The following is a 23593-nucleotide window of genomic DNA, read 5'->3' as shown; positions in this document are numbered from 1 at the left end:
AATTTGAATTTAATGGTTGTTGGAATGTCATTTCCGAGTTGTCGGAAGATATTAGTGAAAGGCTTAAATAAATGAACAAGTTTAAATTTTCTGTGTTACCAGTCGTTGTCTTTGGGGCACTGGCTATGACTGGTTGCAGTTCAAGCAATCATAAAGATGCGCACTATGAATTGCATGACTCAGAAATTATTGTTGAAGATGAAGCAAAGCGTAAGTCTATTGCTGATCTTCATAAGCTTTCAGTAGAAGGTGTAGGGAAAGCACAAGGTAAATTAGCTCAAGAATACTATGACGGAATTTATCTCAAACGTGATGATGAACGTGCGTTGTATTGGGCGAAAGAAGCAAAAAGTAATGGGGATGGATTGGGAACTCTGATACTGGCTCGAATGACGTTTTATGGTGAATCTACTGAAAAGAATGTGCCATTGGCCTTAGCGCTGATGGAAACCATTGTGAAAGAACGAATTGAAGCCGGTTATATCTTGGGGAAAATGTACCTTGAAGCAGCCGATCAGAGTCCGGACTATGCGTTAAAAGGGGCTGAAATGATTAGCAAGACTGCGGAACGTGGTTTTCCTGTAGCTCAATATGAACATGCTCAAACTATGCTTATGGGTGTAAAAGACTCTGATCCAAAAGTAACAGACGCAGTTCGTAAGTCTATTCGGAAAAATGCCGTTGAATATATGTCTATGGCAGCAGATCAACAGTTTGTGCCTGCAATGCGTGATATGGGCTTGTTCTACTTGAATGGCTTTGGGGTCGCTCGGAATGAAGATAAAGGCAAAGGTTTATTGGAAGCGGCAGCGCATCATGGAGATCGAATTGCTACTGAGTGCTTAACGACAGGTAAATGCGATTTAGGTGTATATCAATGAAAATAAAATTAAGCCGATTACTTATCGCCGGCATAGTAGCCATTGGGCCATTAGTAATAGTTCATGCTGCGGGACCGCAAACCGTGATCACAGATACGGAAGGGAGTGAGCTGACTCAGAAGGCATTGTTTTACTATAACAGTCCATTGGAAGAAGGTTTACAGACAGCATTTGAGTATGCGAAAGAAGCTGTTGAAAAAAATCCAAATGATATTGTTTCGCACCGATTGCTTGGGAATATGTATTACCACGGTAAAGGGGTGGAAGCAAATCATGAAGAAGCATTGTTCCATTATCTTCAAGGAGCAGATAATGACTCTGTATCTGCATATATGGCCGGAAAGATGTACCTGAATGGTGAAGGCACAGCAATAGATATTGATACTGGTGCAGATTTGGTAAAACAAGCTGCGGATATGGGCGAGACACTGGCTCAATATGAGCTTGCTCAGTTAAGTCTTGATCAGGCAGAAGTTGAATCAAACCCGCAGATGAAACATAACCTTGAAAAAAGTGCTTTGCATTATTCAAAGCTCTGTGCGGAGAAGAAAAACACCGGCTGCATGACCGTGTTGGGTCGGATATTTGAAAAAGGTTTGGCCGGTATGCCCGTGTCAGTCGATTCAGCAAATCAGCTTTACGAGATGGCTAGAAAATGAAATTGAGTATTCAGCCGAAAACAGGTCACTTAGTTGTAGCGTTAATTATGAGTGGGCTTGTGGGTTGTGTTCAGGCTACCAGTGATAAAGGGGTTAATCTTGCTGCTAGTTACGAGATTCTAAGTAGTCATGTTGATAACTGGCAGATTAATCAGCCTAAAGAATTAATCATAGATAAACCTGAAAAGGATAAGCCAATGTTCCGGATGAGGTTTATACGTGTTGATGCTGAGAAAGCTGCGGAAGCTTGTAAGGACTCACGGGATCAGAGAGGGTTCGATTTGTGTGTGAAATCTGCTTATGAACATTTTCCTATCCACGCAATCAACTTAACGCAATACATAGAGTCGGAGGGCTACAAGTTATTGAAGGATAATCCTGAACTACGCAAGGTGTTAGACAGTGCAAAGAAAGATGGACACCTCAGTAATGGCGAGTTCAAAAAAATAATTACAAAAACTCAAGAGTTGCTAACCCTAAGTTTTGAAAAGCAATATCAAGAAAATATTGCAAATTTATAGGTAGAAAACTATGACAGCAGATGTTATCAACCCTTATGGCAATACATCTAAGGGGAAAACGCTACTTGACCTGAGTACCGTTGCGTTGGCTTTGAATGAATTGAGTCGTATTCGTAAACGTCCGGATGGATACTCAATGGAAGTAGTTAAGGCTGTACGCGCGGCAATCTTGAATGATACGGAACATCCCTTAAAAACATGCGTTCTGAATATCATCAAAAATCCCGATCTGAGAAAGATGTAAAAGATAATTATGGATATCTAAATAGCAAAACTGTTGAAAACAAAGGGGGTGGTCGGTTCGGCAAGAGGTGGATATATCCTCAATCCCAAGCAATGCTGTTCTATTTGGGTAGTCGAAAAGCGCTTAAACAAATTTTATAACCGGACGAGGGTTCGGTTTTTTTTGTATTTTATATATAATAAACATTAAGGAAACTAATAAATTAAAAATACGCTATATGAGTAATTTAGAGTATGAATATGACCCCTATTTTATAAATGAAGTTATCGACTATGGACACATGATCGGTGCTGAATCCGTGATGATGATGAACGGTGATATTTATTTGTATTACAGGAAGGGAGATAAAAACTCTAAATATTATCCATGGATATTCGACCCACATAATCAGCGAAAACTAGAATGGGCTATTGGGAATAGCGCCAGTGTTGATTCTGTTGTGAAATTTTACAGAAACTTGGGTTGTAAAACTGAAATAATTGACTTCAAGACGTTTCAGAAGTTTGACCTTCCGGAGCGACCAAAAAGCGCATGACTAATATTATCGAAATAATATTTTTATAATAATATCCATTATTATGCTTAAATAAATGATAGAGAAATCAAAAGAATTTATGATATAATTTTCATTGATATTTTGCTCTTAGAGATATAATTAATGGATAAATTAGACAGTATTCTTGAGCTGCATGATCATGCCATGATTTACGCACTACAAGCCGAGTTCAACCGTGTGCGTGGTTCTTTCGACTTAGAAAATCAAAAAGCTGCACTAGGTAGCTACAACATCTTTGAATCAGAGTTTAAAGAATTGATTCAAGCTGTAAAAGAAGAAAATTACAATGAACTGCGTGATGGTATCGGGGATGTAATAACTACAATCCTTGCTTTGGCTTACCTGATTGATATGGATATCAGTTATAAGCAACTGAAAGATGTCTACATTGAAGAATCCTTGTATCCGTGTGAAGATTATCGCTGTTATGTTGATAGCATCTATAAGTCAGTGGTACTTCTCAAAGATGCAATCCTGAATAAAGACATTGAAGAAACAAAACGTCATGTCGTAGGTGTATTGGCACGTACTTACCTGTGCCTTCCTGAGTTTGCACGTTTCTCAATCCGTGAGGATTTAGTGCAGATCACTAAAGCTTCATTAAGCAAAATCTGCCCGACAGAAGAAGATGCACAGATGACAGTGGAGAAGTATGCAGAAGAAGGCTGTGAGACTCATTACAAGCCAACTCCGACCGGTGGTTTTGCGATCTATTCATCTAAAGAGCAAATATTACGCGGTGAAAAGATTTCAGAAAATAAGTTCCTGAAATTTTATAAATGGCAAGAACCAAAATTTGAGCCAATTGATAATGAGCAGACTCGTTGGAATCACTACAATACCAAGACCTTTAAGGCTTTAGCACTGATTGAATCACAAGCTGCATAAACACAAAAAAAGCACCTGATTAAGGTGCTTTTTTATTGGACACGATTTTATTGTTCGCTTTCGGATTCACCGTTATCGCCATATTGAGATTTTAGGTGTTCAAACACCATGGTTTGCCAGTTTGGAATAAAGTTAGCAATAACCAGTTTCAATGAGTAGATATGTGAGAGATTAATTAATAGATCATTGACATCTTCATTATCTGATTGGACCCATTCACCGGATTCAGATAGATATACCCGTTCATTATTATGGAATTCTTTGATTTTGTCATACTCGGCAATTTCGTAAGACTCTATACCATTTTCTAAAATGTCATCGACATCGTTCCATAACATCGAGTCATAGTGCTTAATCTGAATACCGGTATTAGGGCATTTGTAGACCACAATAAAGTCAGAAATGATGGCCCCATGATTAGTGGTAAATTCATGTGTGACAGTTAGGTTTTTTGCAAAATCGTCAAAATTTGAGTTAGCAGCTGCAACCGCTTGAGTTAATGCTTTGATTAAAATTGCACTGGATATTTTCATGGATAACCCTACTTGTTGATACGCTGTTATTCAGCTTTTATATAATAACCATATACCACAAAATATTATAGTTAATTCTTGTAAAATCTACAGTGTTCCGTGGTTGGCAATGTGAATACCATGCCACTCACCAACGAGCTAATACGATTACTTTCAGCCCTGCGTTGCTTGGTATTCACCGTTAGAGCATGAATGATGATTGTATCCTGATACATTTTTTCAGGCTCAACTTTTTCATCAATTTCCGAAGCGCAAACCATTTTCATACTAGCTTCATGTGCTGCTCTACGATATGTTTCACGATCTTCACTAGCCAAAGTCATCTTTCTTCGCAATTCTTTCGCATACTGCATATATACGCTAATAAATTCAGGGTTATTCGCATATTTGAGCTTTATGTATCCCTCAATATCATCACGCACACCATTATTATTAGCATCAATCCCACCGATGGTTTTTGTTTTATCTTCATTTTTTAGGAAATTGGATGCTCTCACTTCTTTTAGTGAATTGTGAATAGTTGGATTAAGAAGCGAGGAACAGCCTGTCATAAATATACTTAACCAACTCAGTACAATAACTGCTTTTTTCATAGGACTTTTTTCACTTTTGTTGAAAATAAATTGTTTCGCTAATGTTTATTTTAAGAAAATATTTTGATAAATTATTATTTAGTTTGTTGAGTATAGTTTGACGAACTCGATTAACTTGTAGGACAAGACGATAGGTGGGTTCGCGGGGAACCCACCTTTTTTAATTTATAACCTAAGTTTTTATATTCAATGGATTTTCATGCTTAGGTACTTTGGGCTTGGTGTTTTTGATCTTCTTGAATGCTTCATATAAATGAGGTTCATTGCTCAAGGTGTTATAAATAAACTGGCGCACAGTTTCCATTTCTATCACCTTATGGCGCTTCCTAATATACGAATATGAGCATAATGTTAGCGCGATTTTATTAATGTCCTTTTCGGTAAAGTTATTAAATAAATCAGGCGTTGATTCATCCCTTAAAGAAATACAGTCATCTTTCGGTGATGATTTAGCTAAGTTTTCGTTATTCATATCCATAGTCATAACCTATCGATTTATGATTCGATGAATCAATCGTTTATACAAATTTAAAAAAAGGACCAAGAATATAGGGATAGGTAGGAACGTCAGGATGTTCACTACGAACTGAGCTATATGTCCCCAAAATAATTGAGTCTTAGGTAAAGTTATATTTTCAAATGCCTTTAGCTTCGTGCCATGGCAGATAATCGCGTTGTATGGTTTGTTATCCAAAGTCACCAGTTGATAGCCGTTACGAATAGAAGGGATCGCGTTTTGATATTTGAGCAGATCAAAAACATGCTCGGTATCACATAGCAGTCGGTTATCCACGGCAAGGCGGTTTTTGCTCACAGCATTCTGAGACATAGTTGCGTATTGAACGCTCTCTACAGTCGGAATAAAGACATTGGTTGCAATGAGGAAAACGGCAGAAGCCGTAAGGAATTGTCTAGGGTAGGATCGACCAAGTACAGGGTACTTCTCATGCACAATTACTACGAACAAGAATGATAACGAGACAAAGATCAGAATATTACTTGCCAAGTAATAGTAGATCGAGCCAAGCAGCGGGATCGGATAGCTGATCAGCTGCTTTAAGCCCTGCATGTTACTGAGATCGGCTTTCGTTGAAGGTATTGGAAGCAGGGTACAGACTGGTGCTGTATCCTTGCCACCGGCAAAAGTAACTAGCTCTTTGATTCGTTGTTGATTGGCAGCAGTCAAGCCTTCGGCCTGTGCACACGGCGTTTTCAGAATCGTTGAGGTATCGGATACATAAGACTGGTAGGTATACACCGGTACGGAAAAAGCAAACATCAGTAAGCCGATTTTAGTTACCCGACCTATGATGCTATCCGGCATATAGTCATTAAATGCCATGACGAGCTTATTTTTTTTGAACTTGGTCATTCGGCATCCTCTTTCTGCAAGGTGGCGAGGAAGCTGATTGCTTCAATATGTCCGTTTTGAGCTGCTTTTTTTATGAGTCGTAAACCAAGATCGCGGTTGGTTTCAAAACCTTGCCCGTTGTAGACGAGATAGCCCAATGTGAATTGAGCATCCTTTGATCCTTGTTCAGCTGCCACTACTCGAAGCTCTAGGCCGCGCCTAATGTCGATTGATTTCCCATATAAGCCATTTTCATAGATACCGGCCATAACCTGACAAGAAGGGGAAAAACCCTTGGATACAGCATTTTCAAGAAGCTTGATCCCGATGGACTGACTGAACTTCGATTCAGGGGCATATTGAAGGTAATAAATGGCAAGGGCGTGATACCCAAGTGGATGATCCATTTCCTGTGCCGCCGTCAGGTGCTTTCTAGCTTCATCCAAATAGGTTTGAAGTAATTCATCTGAGATAGTGGTATCAACATAGCGGTTTGACTTCGCCTGACTTGGCATTAAGGATTCAATATACCGGTCAAGTTCATCCTGACCTTTGGCATTCTTTATCTTGTGTTCTGCTTCAAAACGGCGTTGATCTAATACATTGGTGTATTTACTTAGGAGCAGCTGACCAAGCAATGCTTCGACTTCTGCATTTTCTTTAAAAGGGGCCTTTTTAAGAATACTGATAGCAGCATCTTCATCCTTGGAGTTGTTGATTGTATAAACAGCTAGATCAAAACAGGCCTGCGTATGACCATTTTCACTGGCGATTTTATACCAACGTAGCGCCCCTTCCTTGGCATTGGGCAATTCTGAATTCGAGATCATTTGTGCGACCTTGTATTGGTATTCAGGATTGCCAAAAACGGCTCGAATATAAGAATACAGCCGTTCAAAGTAATTTACTTTAATCGTTAATTGCTGCATTTCTTAACTCTTGATCAGTGAATTGATCTGTCTGCACACGAAGCGTATTCGGGATATTTTCAGCCTTCATCTTGGCTGCATCAACGTGTTCGATAACGACATTCTTGGTATTCATACCGAATTCCTGCGCCATTTGTTGCAGGGTGTCTTTATGGGTAGCAATACCTGTTTCCGGATCAACGTAACGGGTTTTGTTAAATTGTTCCATTTTATCGACTGCAATATCATCGGCTTGATAGTTGCCGATATTTTGAATACGTTTGCTAACAACTACAGGGACGATATAGGTTGGATTTTCAGGTATATAGTCTGGAATTTTTAAGTCTGATACTGCGTAGCTTGCAAGTTCTACCGCATTGTTGGCCTGAACAAGTTCGCCCATTTCTTTAAAATTCTGAGCTGAAAAGGCTTTATTGGTCAGTATTTCATTAATCGCATTGGCAAGGCCCGACTGATCTGATTTCGGCTTTAAATTCGCTTCTGTCGTTAATGAAAACAGATTGATTCCATGATTAGAAGTGATGTGCTGACGAACATATTCAAACCCATGGTAAGGTTTGATATAACCTCCGTTCATATATAGCAACGGCGCTTCATTGGATTTTTGAACAGAATAAATGTATGGCAGTTTTTGTAGTTCCCCATTGCCATTTGTAGAGTACATATAGTTGCATTTATAAGAATTATTACCTTCTTTAAGCGTTACAGTGCTTTGATAGATATTGGGTCCGCTGTTCAAGTGCTCACTGTACTTATTCATTTCTTCTTCTTTTGAACCATAAGAAGCTACATAAACTTCCGCAAAAGACTTAGCTTCTTCAATAGAGGGTTCTGAACCGGAAATTTTGGCTGAACTGAAATCAATAGTCTTGCTATTAAAATAGCTTTTTAATGTCTTGTCGATGCAGTCATGCACTAAGGCTGCATTTTGAAAATTATTTAAATTAGGACGTTCAGCAGAGCCGCAGCCAAGCAGTCCAAAGGACAAGGCGCAAGTTGTCAGGAATACGGTTTCTTTCTTCATGATTGTCCGTTTTCGTAATGTTTAGGGTTATTTATAATAATAACATTAAAGAATCATTTTGGTATTATAATTATAATTACTATTCAAAGGTTTTATTAAATGGATATTATTACTTTCTTAATGGTTTTGAGTTTGGCACTAATATTCTTTCTAATTGGAATTCTCAAAACGAATTACATGAAAAAGAAAAGAGGGAAGGAAGGCGAGAAAATTGTCGCTAAGTCTTTGAATTTTTGGATAGAGCGAAAGAACAAGAATTATGTCTACCATGACATTACTTTGCCAACCAAATCAGGCCGCACTACACAGATCGACCATTTAATTTTATCAACTAAGGGCATCTTTGTAATTGAGACTAAATACCTCAACGGCGCAATCCATGGGGATGTAGATAAACCTTATTGGACACATACCAACAACATCAAGAAGAAAAATCAAATCTATAACCCTTTAATGCAGAATTTGGGTCATTTAAAGCATTTGGCACAGCTATTAAAAGTGCCTATGAATGAAATGACCGGTATTGTCACGAATGTGGGTAATGCCAAGTTACATGGTTCAATCAAACCGTTATTCGGCAAAGCGGCTATTGAACGTGGAACCGGATTTGCTTTTCGCATTTGGTGGAGTTCAGCCAAGCCGTTTACTCAGGATCGCATCGACTACTTTAAAGACATTGTTGAAAGAAATCGCTTGGAACAGGACGATGAAGTAAATAAGAAGCATATTGAATACGTGAAGGGCTTTAAATCTAAGAAATCAAATAGGAACGCCGTGGCAGTCATTGGGGCAACTTTAGTGATTGGCGCTGTATTTGTGGTCTATCTTATGGGATAGCAGACCAAGGTTACATTAGAAACCTATATTCAATTTGTATTTGATATGAAAGAGAATTATTTTTTAATATTATATGTAATTTATTAATTCTTTATTTTAATATAATATTTACAATTCATTATTGTTTATTAAAACCAATATGTTTTTGGATCAACCATGAAGAAATTGACTCTATTAGGCTTGGCATTCGTACATTCTATGGCTGCTCAAGCTAGTGATTGGTACTTGGTCGATGATAATGCGAATACACAAATGTTCGTGGATAAGCGCAGTATATTAGTTAATCCTAATAGAAACAGCACGGTTGAATACACCAATGTTATTGTTTCAAAAAATGATCTCAATCCAACTTTATTAAACAACTTCAAGTTAATCGCTCATGTGGTTGACGACTGTTCTAATAATACCCAAGCAGTTGTGTCAGTTAAGGTACTGGATGCAGGCAATGTACTGGTCCGTAATTCCGATGTCACTTATCAGTCCTTGCAGCCTAAAAAAGTTAATCTCAATTCACCAAAAGGCAAAGGCCATCTATACGCTTGTGAAATTGGAGCCAAGTATCCAATCCTCACACCAGTAGCAGAAGAAGTAGCGCCGTCTGATCTAGTCATTCCGAAAGTAAGTCCAGTAGAAGAAAACACGGATGGAACCAAGCTTTATCGCTTTGAGGGAAAAGATTGGCTTTATATCGCCAAAAATGACAAAGCCAAAGTTTATGTGCAGCCGGACAACATCAAATATAACAGCCGTACCAAAATGGCAACTTACTTTATGCGACTTGAATCCATAACGGACACTAATGCTGATTTCACTACAGGGCAGTATATCGTTTCTCAAAATGTGGGTGACTGTTCCAAAGATACGATGGCCAGACTATATGTATCCTTATTCGACAAGAACAATAAACGGATTAGTGAACAACGATTCAGTTCAAAAGAGATCAAATTTATCTTTGCCGATCCTGAGAAATTAAACGGGAAAGTGCAGAATTATGTGTGTGAAATCAAACTGGCAAGCCATATCAACTAAAAGGATTGTATCGAATGAATGTTGTGACTTGCCTATATAAACATAAACTGGACATTAATTAAGGTCCTAAACTTTAACAATACAGTTGTAAACTAAGCAGAGATATAAAAATGTCAAATTTTACATTTGATCCTGAAATTTTTGTGGTTAAAGGACATGGTTCAGATCATGGCGAATGGAGTGAACAAGACAGAAAAGATATTGCTCAACTACGTGAATCACACCCTGAACTAGCACACTGGGGCGATTTAGCGATAGGTGTTGCATTTAGTAGCTTCTCCGATGATGTCTTAGAAGTTGGTTGGGGTAATTGGATAATTGGTGAACGTAGTGAAGATTTCTTAACTTATTGTTGTTGGCGACAAATTAAAGGAACTTGGAATTTTGGTATGTTTTTCAAGAAACCTAATCAAGAAGTTTTACCAATTTGGAAAGGCTAATTTACAACTATATTGAAAAAAAACGCCATTCTTCTAAACTGAAAAATTCTTAGAATCTGCCAAAAACAACTATTTACTGACTTTTCATTACAAAGGCTGTGCACAAGAAAAAATGAAAGATTTCATGGAATTTAAACCCGATTGATCAGGTGTTTTTCACTCGATCCCGCAGCTATTAGGTTAAACTTGGCCCATAAAAATAGGGAGTGTTCGACTTGGTGAAAATGACAGAAGATTTCACGATACCATTAAAAGTGATTACGGCGAGATTGAATCACCTTAAAAATAATTTTACGGGGATCGTTGCTGAAATGCTACTCTACCGTATTAAATTAACAGACGGCGGTTGCTTTGGTTTTATATTTATAAAAAAATATAAACAGCATCAATCCTATCGAGCATAAAAATTAAGAGAGTTAGTCATGGGTATAATTATTGGCGGTGTTCTGCTAGTCGTAATCTTTTTGGTCATCGTTAGTTTTCTAAAAGATGATAGTAAAGGTAAAAAAAGCCATTATAAAGATGAGATCACTGGCAAAAGAATGTTATCGGCTAATGAGATTAATCTGTACGAAAAACTTAAAGAGTTCTTACCGACCTATACGATATTTTCACAAGTAGCTTTCAGTGCATTTATGACTACGAAAGATTATGGCACTCGCAACACCTTCAATAGAAAATTTGCTGACTTTGTTGTACTGGATCAGAATTACGAAATTATCTGCATAATAGAACTGGATGATAATAGTCACCGTAATCGCGAGAAACAGGATAAGTATCGTGACGATCTATGTGCAAAAGCGGGTTATCAAGTAGTCCGATTCTCAAGTCAGCCAAATATGAATCAGATTCAAGAGAAGCTAGGCTATCTAGTGCAGCCGGCTCTGAAAGTCGTGAATAGATAATGATTTCGTGGATCATAAAAAAGCCCTCATTTGAGGGTTTTTTTCATCAGTTCAATTGGGTAGAAGGTACTGTGTTTGAACGAGGGTGGCTGAAAAGGTGAGTCATGTAGTGTTTCATCAATCGGAATGGCAATTGGACCATAAACTCATACTGTGAATTTTTAGATTTCTGCCAAAACACCAGTTGATTCATGAAAAGTGAAAACTCATAGCTAGACATGACGCTACTAACTTTGGCCAAGTTTTTTTGATTTATTTATTTTGAATAAATCTTGTTTGTTATATTATCCTAAATAACATCTAAAAGTATTTTTAGACAAAAAAAATCCCGCATTGACTACGGGATATAAAACAGATGTTTTTAAAAGCAGATATTAAGCATTTGGCTCAGATGGTTCTGCTTCAACAGAAGCGGTTTCCTCAGTAGGAGCCGGTTCTTCTTTTGGTTGTTCAGTTGCAGGCTTTTTAGATGTTTTAGGCTTTTTGGCAACCTGTTTAGTATCTTTTTCTTCTTGGTCTGCATAAGCACGTTCAGCAGCTTCGATTTCTTCTTGAGAAACCTCAAATTCTTCAATCTTATGACCTTGCTGAATAAGGGCTTGTAACCATTTAGGCTGTTTGCCACGACCAGTCCAAGTATCTTCCGGATTGACGTTGCTGCGGTAGCGAATTGGAATAGGACGGCGTGGAGCACGGTTAGATTTAATGATGCCGTAATTTTCAGCTGCACTAATAAAGTCATGAATAGTCTCATAACCAAGAGCAGAGATATCAGTAACTAGCTTTTCATAAATTTCGCGTACATTCTCGCGTTTCTTTTCGTCAAGAGCTAGATGCAAATTATTAATAATGCCTTCAATTTCTTCGGTACTACGACCTTGAAGATAAGTTTTGATATCGCCAATTTGCTCAATATCAATAGTAGCAGTATTTTTGCTCATTTTATTAGACCTCAAAAAACCTTTCGGTTTTCTTAAACATTATATCTGTTAGAAACTAAAATCTTGGTTCAAAATTACTATAATATTTAGTATAAATCAAACATTAGGGAAATGATTTAACAAAATTCATTAAATTTTGATAATAATATCGGTATTATGAGCAGCGATTTTTATTAAATAAGCGTTTAAGAAATGAATTGAGTATGGATCGTACAATTTTTTTGTTTTTAAAATAAACATCAGATTATGTGTTTTATTATCAAATTGGCCTAAAAACTTGGACAGACAAGGCTTCTAGGATCGCTATAATCCAGTTTACTTTTGACAACTGGAATAAGTAAATGATCAAAATGATTATCTAAAATCGAATCCATAATCGCTATAGTTCAGTCTATCCTGATCGATTAAGAACAGTGAATGTTGAGGGCCATGTAAAAAATCTACAAATACTCAATTGGAGTAAGTATGATGACTTATAATTACTATATAACACCACATGATAGGATGAGATATGCTTGAGTCCAGTTCTACAATTAGCGAAGAATACGCTATAAAAATTAATCAGCTGATTGATAAAGGCCCACATTCTCCCGATCTATCAAAATTGATAAACCATGTTACTACAGGCATGAATCGCATATTGAAGGAACGGGTTGTTGTTCAGTCAAATGGAAAAGTCAAAACCGTATTTAATTGGCAAGTTATGTCGGGCGAATATCTAGTCTTTAAAGTATATCTAGGTGATGAGAGAGCAACACTTGGCATCAGGGTGAATAAAGATCAGAAAAATCCATTTGAATTTGAACAATGTTTTAAGAAGTACAATCATATTGTGTCAGATGAAATGAGAAATCTAGCTATAAAATTTGTAGATCAACTGAATAAAAAGCCAAAACTAATTTTGGTAGGTTTATAGCATTAGGAATTGAGATTACATTATGAAAATCAGAGAAGCGTTTGAATGGTCTTTAGATAATAAATTCTATGATGATCGGAAAACCTGTTTATTGGGGTGTATCCATGTACCTGACGATCCTACAATGAAATTTTATTTTCTTTCATTGAACTTGGATGAAGATTCTCGGCTTGAAGAAAATATTGACGCATATTCTTATTATTTGGTGGCGGGGAATATTATAGACGGGCCTTGTAAGGAAGAAATGCAAATATCTGAATCCGTAGATCAGTTGATAGACACGCTTCCTGATTCTGTATTGCAAATGAAGTTTAAGGTTTATCCATTTAGCGATTCTGTTTTATATGGGGCCTTTATAGGTGAAGCGATTAAAGTAATGTTTGATGATTTGCCAGTATGGGATGAAGATATGGATACAGATGCTAAACTCGCATTTGAAAATGCCGCGATAGAGAAACTAAATTTTCATAACGCATAATAGGATGCGCAATTTATCTTTGGTGAATAGGCTTCTTTAAATAGCCTAAGCGAATCTACCCATTCTATTCCCCGCATTTCGGCTCCGTCTAGGCTCATTTTTGGGCCTTTCCGACCTCCTTCCTTTTAGGCTCATTTCCTTGAATTTCCCTCTTTTTACCTCCTACTAAATAGCCTAAGCGACTCTATCCCTCTGTTAAACCCCGCATATAGATACCTATTTAGGCTCAAAAACCGCCTAGACGTTCCTTTTCCTTTATAACTTCTTTACCAAAACTTTTCCTGTTTTACCTCTTGGGGCAGGGTATTCTTTGCTCTTTATAGTGACCTATATAAGAAAATTGGTTCTCTATTTGGTCCAATATAGATTTCTATATGGGTCAATCTAGGTTTCTATATGGGCCAATCTAGGTTTCTATGAGGGGGTATTATAGTTCTCTATATTTTGGGGTATAGCGCACGATTAGGAAAAACTATAGGAATCTATAGAAGGAATAAATAGCTTGCTATAGAGGATAGGAGAGGGGGCAGCACGGCGGGATTTTTCAGGGGATTAAAATATAGGTATCTATTATGGGAATATATAGTGGACTATGCCGACCCTATTAGGGTGTTAAAGCTGCTTAGGCTATTTTTTTCCTTTCCCTTCCCTGTTTAGTGGATTGTTCAATTAAAAATTTCCGTTGGTTTGGCACTCGTTTTCATCCTTGAAAGGGCTGCCTATCTTATGCTGTCTAGGATTGATTTGCACAAAACAATTTAGCGTCCTATAAAAAAACTGTATTCAGAGGGTGCTATTGCGGAATCTGCGCCGTCTTGAGGTCAGATTCCGGCTGCTATGGCCAGTACCAAAAAATTGTTGTTCAGGGGGAGCCAGTGATTGCCGGCAAATTTCTCGCGGCGGCAAAATTTAGCGCCGTCCGGTTGCTGCGGGATTTGGAAAAGCGGATATCTTGTGGTTGTCTATTCAGAAAAAATTTATAAGTCTTTCATTTTTATGTGTTAGTATCGCGTCAGTTAAATCTTTATGCAAAGACTTAATCCCCTAAAAAAAAGGTGCATTCACTTGTACGACAGGCCCATAGAGAATGGGCCTTTTTAATTTCTGCATCTATTCCAGTTCAGTCCCAATCGCCGTGGCCAATTTGTTTCATAGATCAGGCTTGGTGATCCCAAGCCCAAAAAGTTATAACCCCATTTGGCATACTATTTTCTATAAAAACGGGTTTATTTTTACATGCTGTTTATTTTCCGTGGACAAGCTGATTTTTTTAATCTATTTACTTGGAAATACATAACCACTTATGGATCAACATAATGACTACTCAAGCTGAATTAATGGCTTTTCTTCAAGACATGGACGATAGTGACTTCATGATTGGTGTGCTTGATCATTTATATTCAAAAAAGTTTAGCAATTGTGAAAACTATTCTCAGGAAGGTGTTGTTGAAAGCCGTATGGCTATCCTTTTGAATAATTTGGGCTATATCTTTCCATTTTCATTTTGGGGGGAAGATGATTACCTGTTTGTCCTTGGGAGGGTGGAAGTCGAGAATTATTTAGGGATCGCTGATATTCCGTCATTAGGTGACAACCTGATCGGCATGTATGAGGATGCCTTGGATGAGTGGGAAGAAATAGAGGAAGGTGAGCCGCTTGAATATTCATTCACAATGTTCCAATGGAGCAAAGTTTCTCAAGCTGCTGCTAGTGGTAAACGTGTAGATATTTATCCGATCCTGAACCACTTTATGAAAATTTTCATGCAGTTAAATGATTACTTCATAGAGTATAGGGATGGTGTGATGTTCTTTAATTTTGAAGCGGACGTTATTACAGACGAAACACTTGAGCAGGCCTTCATCAGTTTTGTGGAATTTGTGAATACCGTGGTGATTCCTAAAATATCTATTCAGGAAGATGTCAGCGCTAATTCCTGATCCGGACAAAGAAAAATCGCTTTTTGAATAGGAGCCAAATGCTCGATGTATTGGTGGGGGTTTAGGAATGTTGGCCAGTATGATGATTACTAGGGTTAAAGGGGCAAAAGCCACAACAACTTTTTTCCACGATCTTTGTTTCCCTTGCACCTTATCTTTATCCTTTGCCATTATTCATTCATGCAGTCTATCCCATGACAGCTTATTTATACGCCGTAGCGGATCATGGAATAGAAAAAGAAAAGCCCACTGTAGTAGTGACAGTGGGCTTTTCAAAAACCAACAAAACAAGCTAAACAATGTTTACCAAAACTATGAGTTCGCTTGTAAGGCCAAAATATAGCAATCCAGTTTATTTGTGACAATGCTGTTTGTCAGAATGTGTTTTGAGTTTTGTAAATTTCCAGTGGACATCTTTTTGTGTTTCATGTTTGATGCAATAAGCGCTTTTTATTTCTCGGATTACTCATGAGCACTACACAAGCAGAACTAAAAGATTTTATTGATTCAGTTGTTAATTATGACTTCTTTTTGGGGATTCACGATTTACTCTATTCCAAGAACTTCACCTTCACTGAAAGTTATGATCCGGATGGCCATGTCTATAACCGTACGGCAATTTTAATGCGTGGACTATGCCATGTGTGTTATCAGCGTGGTTCCGAAATCACCATTACGCTTGGGCGCTTGCCATGGGTGGCAGAGGAAGGGTTACTGGATATTCCGTCAATCGTGGATACGCTTGAAAGCCTATATGCAGATGCCTTGGATGAATGGCAAGAACTGGATCAGGAAGATGATCCGACTTATGTAGATTTCACCGCCTTTACTTGGACTTCACTGATTAACGCCGTAGAAGGTAAAGAGGTTGCACCGGTACTGACTTTTTTCCTTAAAGTGTTCAGAGCAGATATTAATTCAATCTTGCAGTATGTAGATAGCTACGGCGGCGGGGATATGGAAGGTGAGCCACTGACCGACCAAACCCTTGTTCAAGCCTTCACAGCGTTTGTTGAATTTGTCCGTGATGTGGTTTTACCTAAGATTGCGATTAAAGAAGATGATCAGCTTTAATCTTTGATCCGGACAGAAAAACCGCTACGGCGCTCGGCTGTTGCGGTTTTTTTATGGATTTCTATATCCCTTATACAGTTACCTAAATTCACAGTTATAAATACAGATGTCGTCTGTTCAATATTGGTTTGGATTATGCCTTTCTCATGGACTTAACCAATCAATTTATTATTAGATGGTAGTACATCATTATTGAATGTCAGGTTTTATTATAGCGACTACAGATATTCAGATTTTTGAAGAATTAGCAAAGGAATACTGAAAAGATTTATTTTGGGCCATCCTTGATCTTTTTGATAAGGACCATTATACCGTTCAAAAGCGTTATAAAAGGTACTTGGAAAATCTGATGAAGCATGATGGTAATGTGGCCATTTTGATACGTGGTTTTTGCCATATTTTCTATTATTCTCTAATGAGGGTAGTTGTGGCCAGTGAGAGCCAGTCGCGGCTGACAATCGGGGAATTTCCTATATCAACCCATCAACCGATTAGCTTTGTTCAGGCCATGAAGTGCGCCGTAGAATACAGCTGATTTTGATGTCAATTATGATCTGTTTCTATAACTGTTTTGAGTTGGATATATGCCTGAAATTTTGTTAGTAGCTATTCTTATGATGTTTTTTATAGCGAGTTACTATAAAGAGTTTAGATGTTTTCAAAGCGGCAACCATGAGCTGCTAATCGGGCATAGTAAAGAAATGCGCAGCTTGGTTTACAAGTATGCCGGACGAATTTTCAAAATCCAGTTATCTTGTTCATTCATGGTATTCACGATGCTATGTGTAGTCGGCATTATCGGACTGATCTACGGTGCGCCAAGTAAGACTATTGCTCAAATCGCTTATGGTAAGCAATTGGCGATCTATGTACTGGTTCCGACCATATTCTTTAATACGGCGACATTAATCTACAATCATAAATTCCGTCATCATATTTTCCATCAAGGGAATATGCACAACGCTCAGGATCAGAATGCCCGTTTAGATAAAATCAGCAATTATGGCAGGCTGACCATTGTATCCGTGCTTCTAGGGCAGTTGTCATTATGCGGCATGATGATCTTTTTCTTACTAGCTCGATGATAAGCAACATAAAGGCGTTATTTTTGCTGTACTAATATTCTTTTTGTTAAAGCTTTTGGCGTAAGTTAAATTTTATTAAATGTAGGTACATTCATTTGTACGACAGGCTCACTAGCAGTAGTGGACCTTTTTAATTTTTATGTGATTTATCGCGCATTCTGTAACCGATCAGCTTTTTCAGCTGCATATCACCCAATTAGGCATGTGCTAGTATTTGCTTTGGTTCAAGCATTTTTGTTTGATCCAAAATTTTGTAAGTGTGCTGTTTGCACAATGGGTCTACAAGTAACCCTTGTAGGCCTTTTTAATTGTTTGTTATTACGGCGTTAGTTCATCGGTTTGATGGATTTTGACTGGATAATGCTCAGTTTTTACTTTATTTTTTATTCACCGGTTCTACATTTAGCGCCTTGTTTTATCCCATCTGCGGAGCTATTTCTTGGATAAAATCATTCAACGTATCCGGACAATGGATGAACAGCGTTTTAATAACATGATCTATGTTATGAAAGCCTTGGCATTCCTGTTTCTGATGGTCTATTTCTTTTATGACCCGATTTTTCCGTATGCGCTTGAATTGGGTGATTGGCTGTTCTCTCAGCATATCTTTATGTATGGCTCACTGGTATTGGCCTGCATCTTTTACTTTGGTGCTTATTGTTTAGTGTATTACCGCAACTTGCATATCACCAGTAAACAACAGACCCTCACTAAAGAGCAAAAATCTAAACAGCGTAAATTCCTATTCACCGGTCTTGGTGTTCTGATCGTACTGCTTGTTTTATCCAGTACCTACGTGATCTCACAACTAGAAAAAGCCAATATTCAAGACGACCCTATGATCAAGGCAAATGCCGAATATAAACAGCTCAAGGATCAGGGATGTGTACTGGTCAATCATCAGATTAAATACAATGCCGATCTGCAACCGATCATCGTACGCAAGAACGTGAATTCAGATGATGTTAAATACCTGAACAATTCCGTTTCTGTCAGCCTGCGTCCTTTGGAAAACGGTAAAGGTCAAATCAAAGTCGAGTACCAGTGCAGTAATGGTGAATCCCTGTATTCTGTATACCGGTTCCGCGATCTAATGAAATAACGTATGTCTACTCAATAATGGATTACGTCAAATCCAAAACAGAAGTTTTGGCATAAACACAAAGAAAAAAACCACAAAGATAAAATCAATGTGGTTTTTTTAAGTGTGGTCTAAGAATACGATTCAATAGACTTTATGAATCAATTCCAGTAGTACCATAAGTCAAAACATCAAATGCAACGACTAATGATAGAGCTGAAACTTTGAAATGGTCGAGAACGCTTTTCCATTCAGTAGGGTTAAAATTCTCATAATCGAAAATCACAACCCCATGAAGAAAAAGACTGCCTGCAACTGCGATTAATACTACGGAAAACAAGAAAGTCGTATAACCTTTAAGCGTAAGGATATCGATTTTTGAGTAACGCAAGTACAGTGTAATCGCAGCGTAAGCACAAACACCTAACGCACAAGCCATTCCTAGAATAGGAAAGATGCTGTCAGAGGTACTCATGAACTCGACACTAAGGACAAGCAACGTAAATAGTACAACGACAATAACTGCATTTTTAAACATGATATTTACTCCGATTGACGCTCGGACTACGGAAGAATTCACTTGAACTCAACCGTGTCTAAGCTTTTTGTTAAAAAGAAATTAATACAGGTTGAAGCTCAAAAAAATGTGAACTTTCAAGACACATCCTACAGAATACGAAAATTGGAATCAATTGTACGAATTGTCTTTTAGACAAAAAGGAAGGGATAAATAACGGGGCAGCTAGGTGTAGCTGCCCACGGCGTTTAAACTGAATACTGGTGAGGACTTATCCGAAGATCGAGAAGAAAAGAAAGATCAGGATAAAGATAATGATCCATGTGACTACTGTATTAGATTTAGGTTGATCCGGACTAAAATTGGTATTGTCTGATCCAGTTTGCTGATTGGCAGGACGGTTTTTCTTATATGACCTAAAAGTGCTATATGAAAGACCAGTTTTCGGGATAGAAACAGATGTGCGTGTTCCTTTGCGGCCTATACCAAAACGCAGGCCTTTACCACCGACTGAAACACCTGAAATACCCTTTTTACCTATGTTTAGGCGAACATTTGGAGCGATCTTGATGCTTTTTCTAAAATTCCAACCCATATTTTACCCCTAATTAATGACAGTGACGTTCACCGGTTTTGGCTTCTTTATGACAGCCATTTTTATCCGTTCTGCCGCCATGGGCGTACAAGGATGTTGTTAATAGTGAAAGTACCAATACAACTGCAATTTTTTTCACCTAACCGCCATTTACCGTGTTTATTTTTCATGGACTATATAGCATTTAAAAAATAAAGGATATAGACCTTATCCTATATAAAAACGGCGGCCTAACCTTTTATATGAAAGAATTTGATCAGGTTCTACTTATCTAATAATCATTATACCTTTTAAACTACACAGCAAAAACATATACCACTCTAATTGTATAGACTAACTTCTTTGTAAATGTTACCATATACCAAATATTTGATTGTCAGTGGGAAGATAATGACTCCGCTTTACCATAAGTCAGATTTACTAAAAGAACTAAAGTTCAAATACACTATAGAATCGGTTGTTCGTTTTTATAGCCGTAAAGCTGATTATTTTTTTGCTGTTCACAATCTTCCTGATAACAAGATTGTAGAACTAATCAACTATTTGATTGAGAATTCAGAAGATCAGTTTTATGTGTCTTATTACAGCTATCAGGCAGGGATGGAGCTATTCATTTCTCCAAGCAAGCTACAGGCTAAACCTTATTGGTTTAATTGCCATGCTTATAGTGATTCGCTAACCCGATCTGATACAAATGTGTTTATTCCAGTACGCATACCTACCGTATTAATTGAGTCACTGGAAAAAATCACTGATAAGTTAAATGTAAGTAAAGGGGCTGTTCTTTCATTAGCTTTGATTAATGAATTTGGCCAAAACACATGGATGAAGTCGTATGACCACGAAAATATCGTGGACGCGCTATTATCAGATAGTTACATTAAGCGCCATTATAACAAGAAGGGCCGCAAGGGATTACCAGTGGTAACAGCTAATTGGAATGATTATGTCGATGCTTTGACAGAGATTTCCGGTGAAGATGCTTGTGATCCTGATCTGATCAATAAATTCATCGTTGAATTGAAAAAACGCTATCGCCACAAAGTCGAATATATGAAAGATTTGCGCGAATACAACAATATGCGTTATGTCATAAAAGCTGTATCGCGAGATTCGCATGTTCTACGTGAAGATAAGCTGCCTTTAAATTTTGCTTTGCATAAACTGGAACAGCTTTTCACTCAGAATATTGATACATATCGTCATGCCTACAAGCTCTACGTTTATGATCCATTCATCAAAAATGAGTTTGTATATTATCCGACTCTTATTGGATTCTTGCCACAAAGCCGCGCGAAGTCATGCAATTTCAGTATTCCTAAAAATATCTTTGATTGGGTAAATGACCAATCAGGAGCATCAGACCGTTTACGTTCAAGTATGTTTATTCAGGCTTTGCATAACTCAGTTTTAGGTTGGGAAGATAAATTAAACGAAAAGAACTTGCCTAAAGTTATTGAAAACTTGGGGAAATTCTATAGTTCATACAAATAAGTGGCGGCAAGCATGACTAACAGCAACACTCAAATGAACTCAACATTAGACATTGAGGAAATCGACAAGCACTTGATTGGCTTACAGCTTGAAATTGCTGATTTCATTAACAATTATATGGTTGAAAACAATATCAGTTACCGGCAACTATCTAAAGATTCCGGTATTAGCAAAAGTACGATTGGATATTATCTATCTTGTACTTCTGATAATAATTTGGGTAAGCTCTTATTAATTGCACACCATCTAGGTCTTATGGGAAAAATCTCTGTAGATTTAGCAGCACCAATAGGTAAGGATAATAACAATGAGTTTTGATACCGGATTTTATAGTGTAAACAGTGAAGAAGAAGCGATTGCCGTTGTCCGCGAGGAACCGTCTATTATTATCAGTTTGCCTGAACATTTGGTAACTGATGATGTACTGTTTGAAGCATTATCACGGGATGATACCTGTTACGACCTGATTGATAGCAAGACACTTTCAGATAACCTCATTTTGCGCTTGATGCTTGATAACTCCAAAGCAATTGAGCATATACCAAAGCGTAATATCAAAACTGAACACTATATAAAAATGGTGGAACTGGATGGTATGACTATCCAAGACATTCCACCTTTTGCACTGAATAGTGCAATTTGTAATGCGGCGGTTAAGGCGAATCCGAAGGCCCATGAGTTTGTGCCGGAAAATCTGCAAGATCAGGAATACGTCAATAATCTTCTACGTCATACACCAAGCTATGTTAACCGGATTGATATTACTCAACGTGATACCAAGGTGCTTGAAGGCCTAGTTGAAGATAATCCGATTATTCTTCGATTTATGACTATGCAAGATCGTACTAAAAAGATTTGCCTGAAAGCCATGGAAAAAGACTACACCATGATTCAGTATTTTCCTGAGAAAGTGTATGAAGATGCGAAAGTCTTGGAGCTGATGGCAAATCTTGAGTGCTTCCAAAATCCGACCGTGCGTTTTGATGCAGAATTAGTGCGTAAACCACTGGCCAAAGTTATCTTTAAAAAACGTCCTGAACATTACCGCTATTTACCAATGTTCACCATTGATAAAGAAATGGCGATTCAAGCAATCAAGAATGACCCACATAATATTTATGCCACACCATCACATTTAAAATCTGATGGCAAATTGTGGGAGTTAGTTCTTCAACAAAATGAATCCCTTTGCGATCATATTCCTGCGAATGAGCAAAGTGATCAGGTGCGTATCTTTATCACTCGAAGAAAAGCAAAACTGAATAATTCCAGTCTCGCAACTCAACGAATGCAATTGGAAAAGGAGAGTGTGAATGAAGCATGAAGATTTAATTCGTGAGGATGGTATTCTACTGAAATTCGTCAAGCGTGAAGGGCGTTCTTATGAATTATGCTTGGCAGCTGTAGAAAACAATCCCAAGGCAATTCGTTTCGTTCCGTCTGAGATCATTGACGATGCAATCCTTGAATTGGTTTTTGATGCGGGTGAGCAATACATTAAAATGATTCCCCAAGAATCAATGACAGATTACGCAATCACGACTATCAAATACCAATACCCACATATCGCAATTGAAAAGGGTATAGCACCATTGATTTTAGATGGCGGTGGAGAGCGTGAATATCTTGATGATGATTACTTTGATTGTCTGTTCAATCAGGGCGTTAAAGTATTGTTTAATCTGCCGACCGAGTATCTAACTCAGTACGCAGTTGACAAGATCAAAGCCACTTATCCAAAACTTGCATGTGATATGGATTTGATGGACGTTGTGCTTGATCAGGAATCTCTACAAACCTATTATCATGCACTTGGTATTATTAATGGTGAAGTTAGCCTGTAGAAAACAGAATTTGTTCAATTAATCAGATGCTTAACCACTAATCCAAAAAAATGACTGCTGTGAAAGCGGTCTTTTTTTGTCTAAAATTTAGGTAAAACCACAAGATTAATAACTCATTAACGAATACTTAAAATTATAATTATTAATGTTATATAAATGCTTTACATTATTAATTAATTAATGTTAGCAAAACATTTGTATTTTTCTAATTTATAATTAAACTTTAACGATATTATTA

At 37.6% G+C, this 23593-nt stretch carries 31 protein-coding genes; 21 read left to right on the top strand and 10 right to left on the bottom strand.

The window, feature by feature from the left end; translation table 11 throughout:
* Positions 1-71 precede the first annotated feature (71 nt).
* The 6 genes from HYG89_RS05360 (at position 72) to HYG89_RS05335 (ending at position 3749) form a co-directional block, all read left to right on the top strand.
* Positions 72-881 (top strand): tetratricopeptide repeat protein, encoded by an 810-nt coding sequence (locus HYG89_RS05360; RefSeq protein ID WP_178866504.1) that lies wholly within the window; start codon positions 72-74, stop codon positions 879-881.
* Positions 878-1540 (top strand): tetratricopeptide repeat protein, encoded by a 663-nt coding sequence (locus tag HYG89_RS05355; RefSeq protein WP_178866502.1) that lies wholly within the window; start codon positions 878-880, stop codon positions 1538-1540. The genes HYG89_RS05360 and HYG89_RS05355 overlap by 4 nt, the downstream gene beginning before the upstream one ends.
* A complete protein-coding gene (locus HYG89_RS05350) occupies positions 1537-2061 on the top strand; it encodes a hypothetical protein (RefSeq protein WP_178866500.1) in 525 nt (174 codons plus the stop codon). The genes HYG89_RS05355 and HYG89_RS05350 overlap by 4 nt, the downstream gene beginning before the upstream one ends.
* Positions 2062-2071: 10 nt before the next feature.
* Positions 2072-2305 (top strand): hypothetical protein, encoded by a 234-nt coding sequence (locus HYG89_RS05345; protein ID WP_178866498.1) that lies wholly within the window; start codon positions 2072-2074, stop codon positions 2303-2305.
* Between the two features lie 217 nt (positions 2306-2522).
* A complete protein-coding gene (locus HYG89_RS05340) occupies positions 2523-2840 on the top strand; it encodes a hypothetical protein (RefSeq protein ID WP_178866497.1) in 318 nt (105 codons plus the stop codon).
* A 123-nt stretch (positions 2841-2963) separates the two neighbouring features.
* Complete coding sequence (locus tag HYG89_RS05335; protein WP_178866495.1) at positions 2964-3749, top strand: hypothetical protein; 786 nt, start codon at positions 2964-2966, stop codon at positions 3747-3749.
* 47 nt (positions 3750-3796) lie between these two features.
* On the opposite strand, the gene HYG89_RS05330 is transcribed toward HYG89_RS05335, so the two are convergent.
* From HYG89_RS05330 to HYG89_RS05305, 6 genes are all read right to left on the bottom strand, one after another.
* Positions 3797-4282 (bottom strand): hypothetical protein, encoded by a 486-nt coding sequence (locus HYG89_RS05330; RefSeq protein ID WP_178866493.1) that lies wholly within the window; start codon positions 4280-4282, stop codon positions 3797-3799.
* A gap of 71 nt (positions 4283-4353) precedes the next feature.
* Positions 4354-4875 carry a hypothetical protein gene (locus HYG89_RS05325; protein ID WP_178866491.1) on the bottom strand — a complete coding sequence of 174 codons (522 nt, stop codon included), beginning with the start codon at positions 4873-4875 and terminating at the stop codon, positions 4354-4356.
* 172 nt (positions 4876-5047) lie between these two features.
* On the bottom strand, positions 5048-5353 hold the full coding sequence (locus HYG89_RS05320; protein WP_178866489.1) for a hypothetical protein: 306 nt from the start codon (positions 5351-5353) through the stop codon (positions 5048-5050).
* Positions 5354-5362: 9 nt separating this feature from the next.
* On the bottom strand, positions 5363-6247 hold the full coding sequence (locus tag HYG89_RS05315; RefSeq protein ID WP_178866487.1) for a hypothetical protein: 885 nt from the start codon (positions 6245-6247) through the stop codon (positions 5363-5365).
* A complete protein-coding gene (locus tag HYG89_RS05310) occupies positions 6244-7155 on the bottom strand; it encodes an SEL1-like repeat protein (RefSeq protein ID WP_178866485.1) in 912 nt (303 codons plus the stop codon). The genes HYG89_RS05315 and HYG89_RS05310 overlap by 4 nt, the downstream gene beginning before the upstream one ends.
* The gene (locus HYG89_RS05305) at positions 7136-8179 is read right to left on the bottom strand and encodes a hypothetical protein (protein ID WP_178866483.1); all 1044 of its coding nucleotides are present in this window, start codon (positions 8177-8179) and stop codon (positions 7136-7138) included. The genes HYG89_RS05310 and HYG89_RS05305 overlap by 20 nt, the downstream gene beginning before the upstream one ends.
* A gap of 99 nt (positions 8180-8278) precedes the next feature.
* Between HYG89_RS05305 and HYG89_RS05300 the strand changes: the two genes are divergently transcribed.
* The 5 genes from HYG89_RS05300 (at position 8279) to HYG89_RS05280 (ending at position 11390) form a co-directional block, all read left to right on the top strand.
* Positions 8279-9016, top strand: coding sequence for a nuclease-related domain-containing protein (locus HYG89_RS05300; RefSeq protein WP_178866481.1), 738 nt, complete (start codon positions 8279-8281; stop codon positions 9014-9016).
* A gap of 156 nt (positions 9017-9172) precedes the next feature.
* Positions 9173-10045 carry a surface-adhesin E family protein gene (locus tag HYG89_RS05295; RefSeq protein ID WP_178866479.1) on the top strand — a complete coding sequence of 291 codons (873 nt, stop codon included), beginning with the start codon at positions 9173-9175 and terminating at the stop codon, positions 10043-10045.
* 110 nt (positions 10046-10155) lie between these two features.
* Positions 10156-10485, top strand: coding sequence for a hypothetical protein (locus HYG89_RS05290; RefSeq protein WP_178866477.1), 330 nt, complete (start codon positions 10156-10158; stop codon positions 10483-10485).
* Positions 10486-10703: 218 nt separating this feature from the next.
* Positions 10704-10889 (top strand): hypothetical protein, encoded by a 186-nt coding sequence (locus tag HYG89_RS05285; RefSeq protein ID WP_178866475.1) that lies wholly within the window; start codon positions 10704-10706, stop codon positions 10887-10889.
* An 18-nt stretch (positions 10890-10907) separates the two neighbouring features.
* Positions 10908-11390 carry a DUF2726 domain-containing protein gene (locus HYG89_RS05280; protein WP_178866473.1) on the top strand — a complete coding sequence of 161 codons (483 nt, stop codon included), beginning with the start codon at positions 10908-10910 and terminating at the stop codon, positions 11388-11390.
* 374 nt (positions 11391-11764) lie between these two features.
* On the opposite strand, the gene HYG89_RS05275 is transcribed toward HYG89_RS05280, so the two are convergent.
* Complete coding sequence (locus HYG89_RS05275) at positions 11765-12331, bottom strand: H-NS family nucleoid-associated regulatory protein (RefSeq protein ID WP_178866471.1); 567 nt, start codon at positions 12329-12331, stop codon at positions 11765-11767.
* A gap of 511 nt (positions 12332-12842) precedes the next feature.
* Between HYG89_RS05275 and HYG89_RS05270 the strand changes: the two genes are divergently transcribed.
* The 6 genes from HYG89_RS05270 (at position 12843) to HYG89_RS05245 (ending at position 18926) form a co-directional block, all read left to right on the top strand.
* Complete coding sequence (locus HYG89_RS05270) at positions 12843-13247, top strand: hypothetical protein (protein WP_178866469.1); 405 nt, start codon at positions 12843-12845, stop codon at positions 13245-13247.
* A gap of 22 nt (positions 13248-13269) precedes the next feature.
* Entirely contained in the window at positions 13270-13725 is a 456-nt protein-coding gene (locus HYG89_RS05265; RefSeq protein WP_178866467.1) for a hypothetical protein, read from the top strand.
* Between the two features lie 1316 nt (positions 13726-15041).
* On the top strand, positions 15042-15665 hold the full coding sequence (locus HYG89_RS05260; protein ID WP_178866465.1) for a hypothetical protein: 624 nt from the start codon (positions 15042-15044) through the stop codon (positions 15663-15665).
* A gap of 468 nt (positions 15666-16133) precedes the next feature.
* Positions 16134-16739: a hypothetical protein gene (locus HYG89_RS05255; RefSeq protein WP_178866463.1), complete on the top strand. Its 606-nt coding sequence runs from the start codon at positions 16134-16136 to the stop codon at positions 16737-16739.
* Positions 16740-17323: 584 nt separating this feature from the next.
* Positions 17324-17824: a hypothetical protein gene (locus HYG89_RS05250; RefSeq protein ID WP_178866461.1), complete on the top strand. Its 501-nt coding sequence runs from the start codon at positions 17324-17326 to the stop codon at positions 17822-17824.
* Between the two features lie 439 nt (positions 17825-18263).
* A complete protein-coding gene (locus HYG89_RS05245) occupies positions 18264-18926 on the top strand; it encodes a hypothetical protein (protein WP_178866459.1) in 663 nt (220 codons plus the stop codon).
* A gap of 133 nt (positions 18927-19059) precedes the next feature.
* Here HYG89_RS05245 and HYG89_RS05240 read toward each other — a convergent pair whose 3' ends face one another.
* The 3 genes from HYG89_RS05240 to HYG89_RS16085 all read right to left on the bottom strand — a co-directional run bounded on the left by HYG89_RS05240 (position 19060) and on the right by HYG89_RS16085 (position 20156).
* The gene (locus HYG89_RS05240; protein WP_178866457.1) at positions 19060-19443 is read right to left on the bottom strand and encodes a hypothetical protein; all 384 of its coding nucleotides are present in this window, start codon (positions 19441-19443) and stop codon (positions 19060-19062) included.
* Between the two features lie 250 nt (positions 19444-19693).
* The gene (locus HYG89_RS05235) at positions 19694-20017 is read right to left on the bottom strand and encodes a DUF4236 domain-containing protein (protein WP_178866455.1); all 324 of its coding nucleotides are present in this window, start codon (positions 20015-20017) and stop codon (positions 19694-19696) included.
* A gap of 13 nt (positions 20018-20030) precedes the next feature.
* A complete protein-coding gene (locus tag HYG89_RS16085) occupies positions 20031-20156 on the bottom strand; it encodes a YHYH domain-containing protein (RefSeq protein WP_178866453.1) in 126 nt (41 codons plus the stop codon).
* Between the two features lie 251 nt (positions 20157-20407).
* On the opposite strand from HYG89_RS16085, the gene HYG89_RS05225 reads away from it, so the two are divergent.
* The 4 genes from HYG89_RS05225 to HYG89_RS05210 are packed head-to-tail and all read left to right on the top strand — an operon-like array spanning position 20408 to position 23355.
* Positions 20408-21511 (top strand): hypothetical protein, encoded by a 1104-nt coding sequence (locus HYG89_RS05225; protein WP_178866451.1) that lies wholly within the window; start codon positions 20408-20410, stop codon positions 21509-21511.
* Between the two features lie 12 nt (positions 21512-21523).
* Positions 21524-21829, top strand: coding sequence for a helix-turn-helix transcriptional regulator (locus HYG89_RS05220; protein WP_178866449.1), 306 nt, complete (start codon positions 21524-21526; stop codon positions 21827-21829).
* Positions 21819-22835, top strand: a complete 1017-nt coding sequence (locus HYG89_RS05215) for a hypothetical protein (protein WP_178866447.1) — start codon at positions 21819-21821, stop codon at positions 22833-22835. The genes HYG89_RS05220 and HYG89_RS05215 overlap by 11 nt, the downstream gene beginning before the upstream one ends.
* Positions 22825-23355 (top strand): hypothetical protein, encoded by a 531-nt coding sequence (locus HYG89_RS05210; RefSeq protein ID WP_178866445.1) that lies wholly within the window; start codon positions 22825-22827, stop codon positions 23353-23355. The genes HYG89_RS05215 and HYG89_RS05210 overlap by 11 nt, the downstream gene beginning before the upstream one ends.
* Positions 23356-23593: the final 238 nt, after the last annotated feature.

It is taken from the genome of Acinetobacter sp. SwsAc5 (genome assembly GCF_013391485.1).
Taxonomy (GTDB): Bacteria; Pseudomonadota; Gammaproteobacteria; order Pseudomonadales; family Moraxellaceae; genus Acinetobacter; species Acinetobacter towneri.
This window is presented reverse-complemented; position numbering and strand designations above follow the sequence as displayed.

Coding starts and splice junctions, on each gene's coding strand:
- HYG89_RS05355 (WP_178866502.1), top strand. CDS start 878: ATGAAAATAAAATTAAGCCGATTACTTATCGCCGGCATAGTAGCCATT.
- HYG89_RS05250 (WP_178866461.1), top strand. CDS start 17,324: ATGCCTGAAATTTTGTTAGTAGCTATTCTTATGATGTTTTTTATAGCG.
- HYG89_RS05260 (WP_178866465.1), top strand. CDS start 15,042: ATGACTACTCAAGCTGAATTAATGGCTTTTCTTCAAGACATGGACGAT.
- HYG89_RS05305 (WP_178866483.1), bottom strand. CDS start 8,179: ATGAAGAAAGAAACCGTATTCCTGACAACTTGCGCCTTGTCCTTTGGA.
- HYG89_RS05335 (WP_178866495.1), top strand. CDS start 2,964: ATGGATAAATTAGACAGTATTCTTGAGCTGCATGATCATGCCATGATT.
- HYG89_RS05325 (WP_178866491.1), bottom strand. CDS start 4,875: ATGAAAAAAGCAGTTATTGTACTGAGTTGGTTAAGTATATTTATGACA.
- HYG89_RS05340 (WP_178866497.1), top strand. CDS start 2,523: ATGAGTAATTTAGAGTATGAATATGACCCCTATTTTATAAATGAAGTT.
- HYG89_RS05220 (WP_178866449.1), top strand. CDS start 21,524: ATGACTAACAGCAACACTCAAATGAACTCAACATTAGACATTGAGGAA.
- HYG89_RS05270 (WP_178866469.1), top strand. CDS start 12,843: ATGCTTGAGTCCAGTTCTACAATTAGCGAAGAATACGCTATAAAAATT.
- HYG89_RS05315 (WP_178866487.1), bottom strand. CDS start 6,247: ATGACCAAGTTCAAAAAAAATAAGCTCGTCATGGCATTTAATGACTAT.
- HYG89_RS05360 (WP_178866504.1), top strand. CDS start 72: ATGAACAAGTTTAAATTTTCTGTGTTACCAGTCGTTGTCTTTGGGGCA.
- HYG89_RS05255 (WP_178866463.1), top strand. CDS start 16,134: ATGAGCACTACACAAGCAGAACTAAAAGATTTTATTGATTCAGTTGTT.
- HYG89_RS05310 (WP_178866485.1), bottom strand. CDS start 7,155: ATGCAGCAATTAACGATTAAAGTAAATTACTTTGAACGGCTGTATTCT.
- HYG89_RS05225 (WP_178866451.1), top strand. CDS start 20,408: ATGACTCCGCTTTACCATAAGTCAGATTTACTAAAAGAACTAAAGTTC.
- HYG89_RS05350 (WP_178866500.1), top strand. CDS start 1,537: ATGAAATTGAGTATTCAGCCGAAAACAGGTCACTTAGTTGTAGCGTTA.
- HYG89_RS05215 (WP_178866447.1), top strand. CDS start 21,819: ATGAGTTTTGATACCGGATTTTATAGTGTAAACAGTGAAGAAGAAGCG.
- HYG89_RS05290 (WP_178866477.1), top strand. CDS start 10,156: ATGTCAAATTTTACATTTGATCCTGAAATTTTTGTGGTTAAAGGACAT.
- HYG89_RS05330 (WP_178866493.1), bottom strand. CDS start 4,282: ATGAAAATATCCAGTGCAATTTTAATCAAAGCATTAACTCAAGCGGTT.
- HYG89_RS05280 (WP_178866473.1), top strand. CDS start 10,908: ATGGGTATAATTATTGGCGGTGTTCTGCTAGTCGTAATCTTTTTGGTC.
- HYG89_RS05235 (WP_178866455.1), bottom strand. CDS start 20,017: ATGGGTTGGAATTTTAGAAAAAGCATCAAGATCGCTCCAAATGTTCGC.
- HYG89_RS05275 (WP_178866471.1), bottom strand. CDS start 12,331: ATGAGCAAAAATACTGCTACTATTGATATTGAGCAAATTGGCGATATC.
- HYG89_RS05265 (WP_178866467.1), top strand. CDS start 13,270: ATGAAAATCAGAGAAGCGTTTGAATGGTCTTTAGATAATAAATTCTAT.
- HYG89_RS05240 (WP_178866457.1), bottom strand. CDS start 19,443: ATGTTTAAAAATGCAGTTATTGTCGTTGTACTATTTACGTTGCTTGTC.
- HYG89_RS05320 (WP_178866489.1), bottom strand. CDS start 5,353: ATGGATATGAATAACGAAAACTTAGCTAAATCATCACCGAAAGATGAC.
- HYG89_RS05295 (WP_178866479.1), top strand. CDS start 9,173: ATGAAGAAATTGACTCTATTAGGCTTGGCATTCGTACATTCTATGGCT.
- HYG89_RS05345 (WP_178866498.1), top strand. CDS start 2,072: ATGACAGCAGATGTTATCAACCCTTATGGCAATACATCTAAGGGGAAA.
- HYG89_RS05210 (WP_178866445.1), top strand. CDS start 22,825: ATGAAGCATGAAGATTTAATTCGTGAGGATGGTATTCTACTGAAATTC.
- HYG89_RS05300 (WP_178866481.1), top strand. CDS start 8,279: ATGGATATTATTACTTTCTTAATGGTTTTGAGTTTGGCACTAATATTC.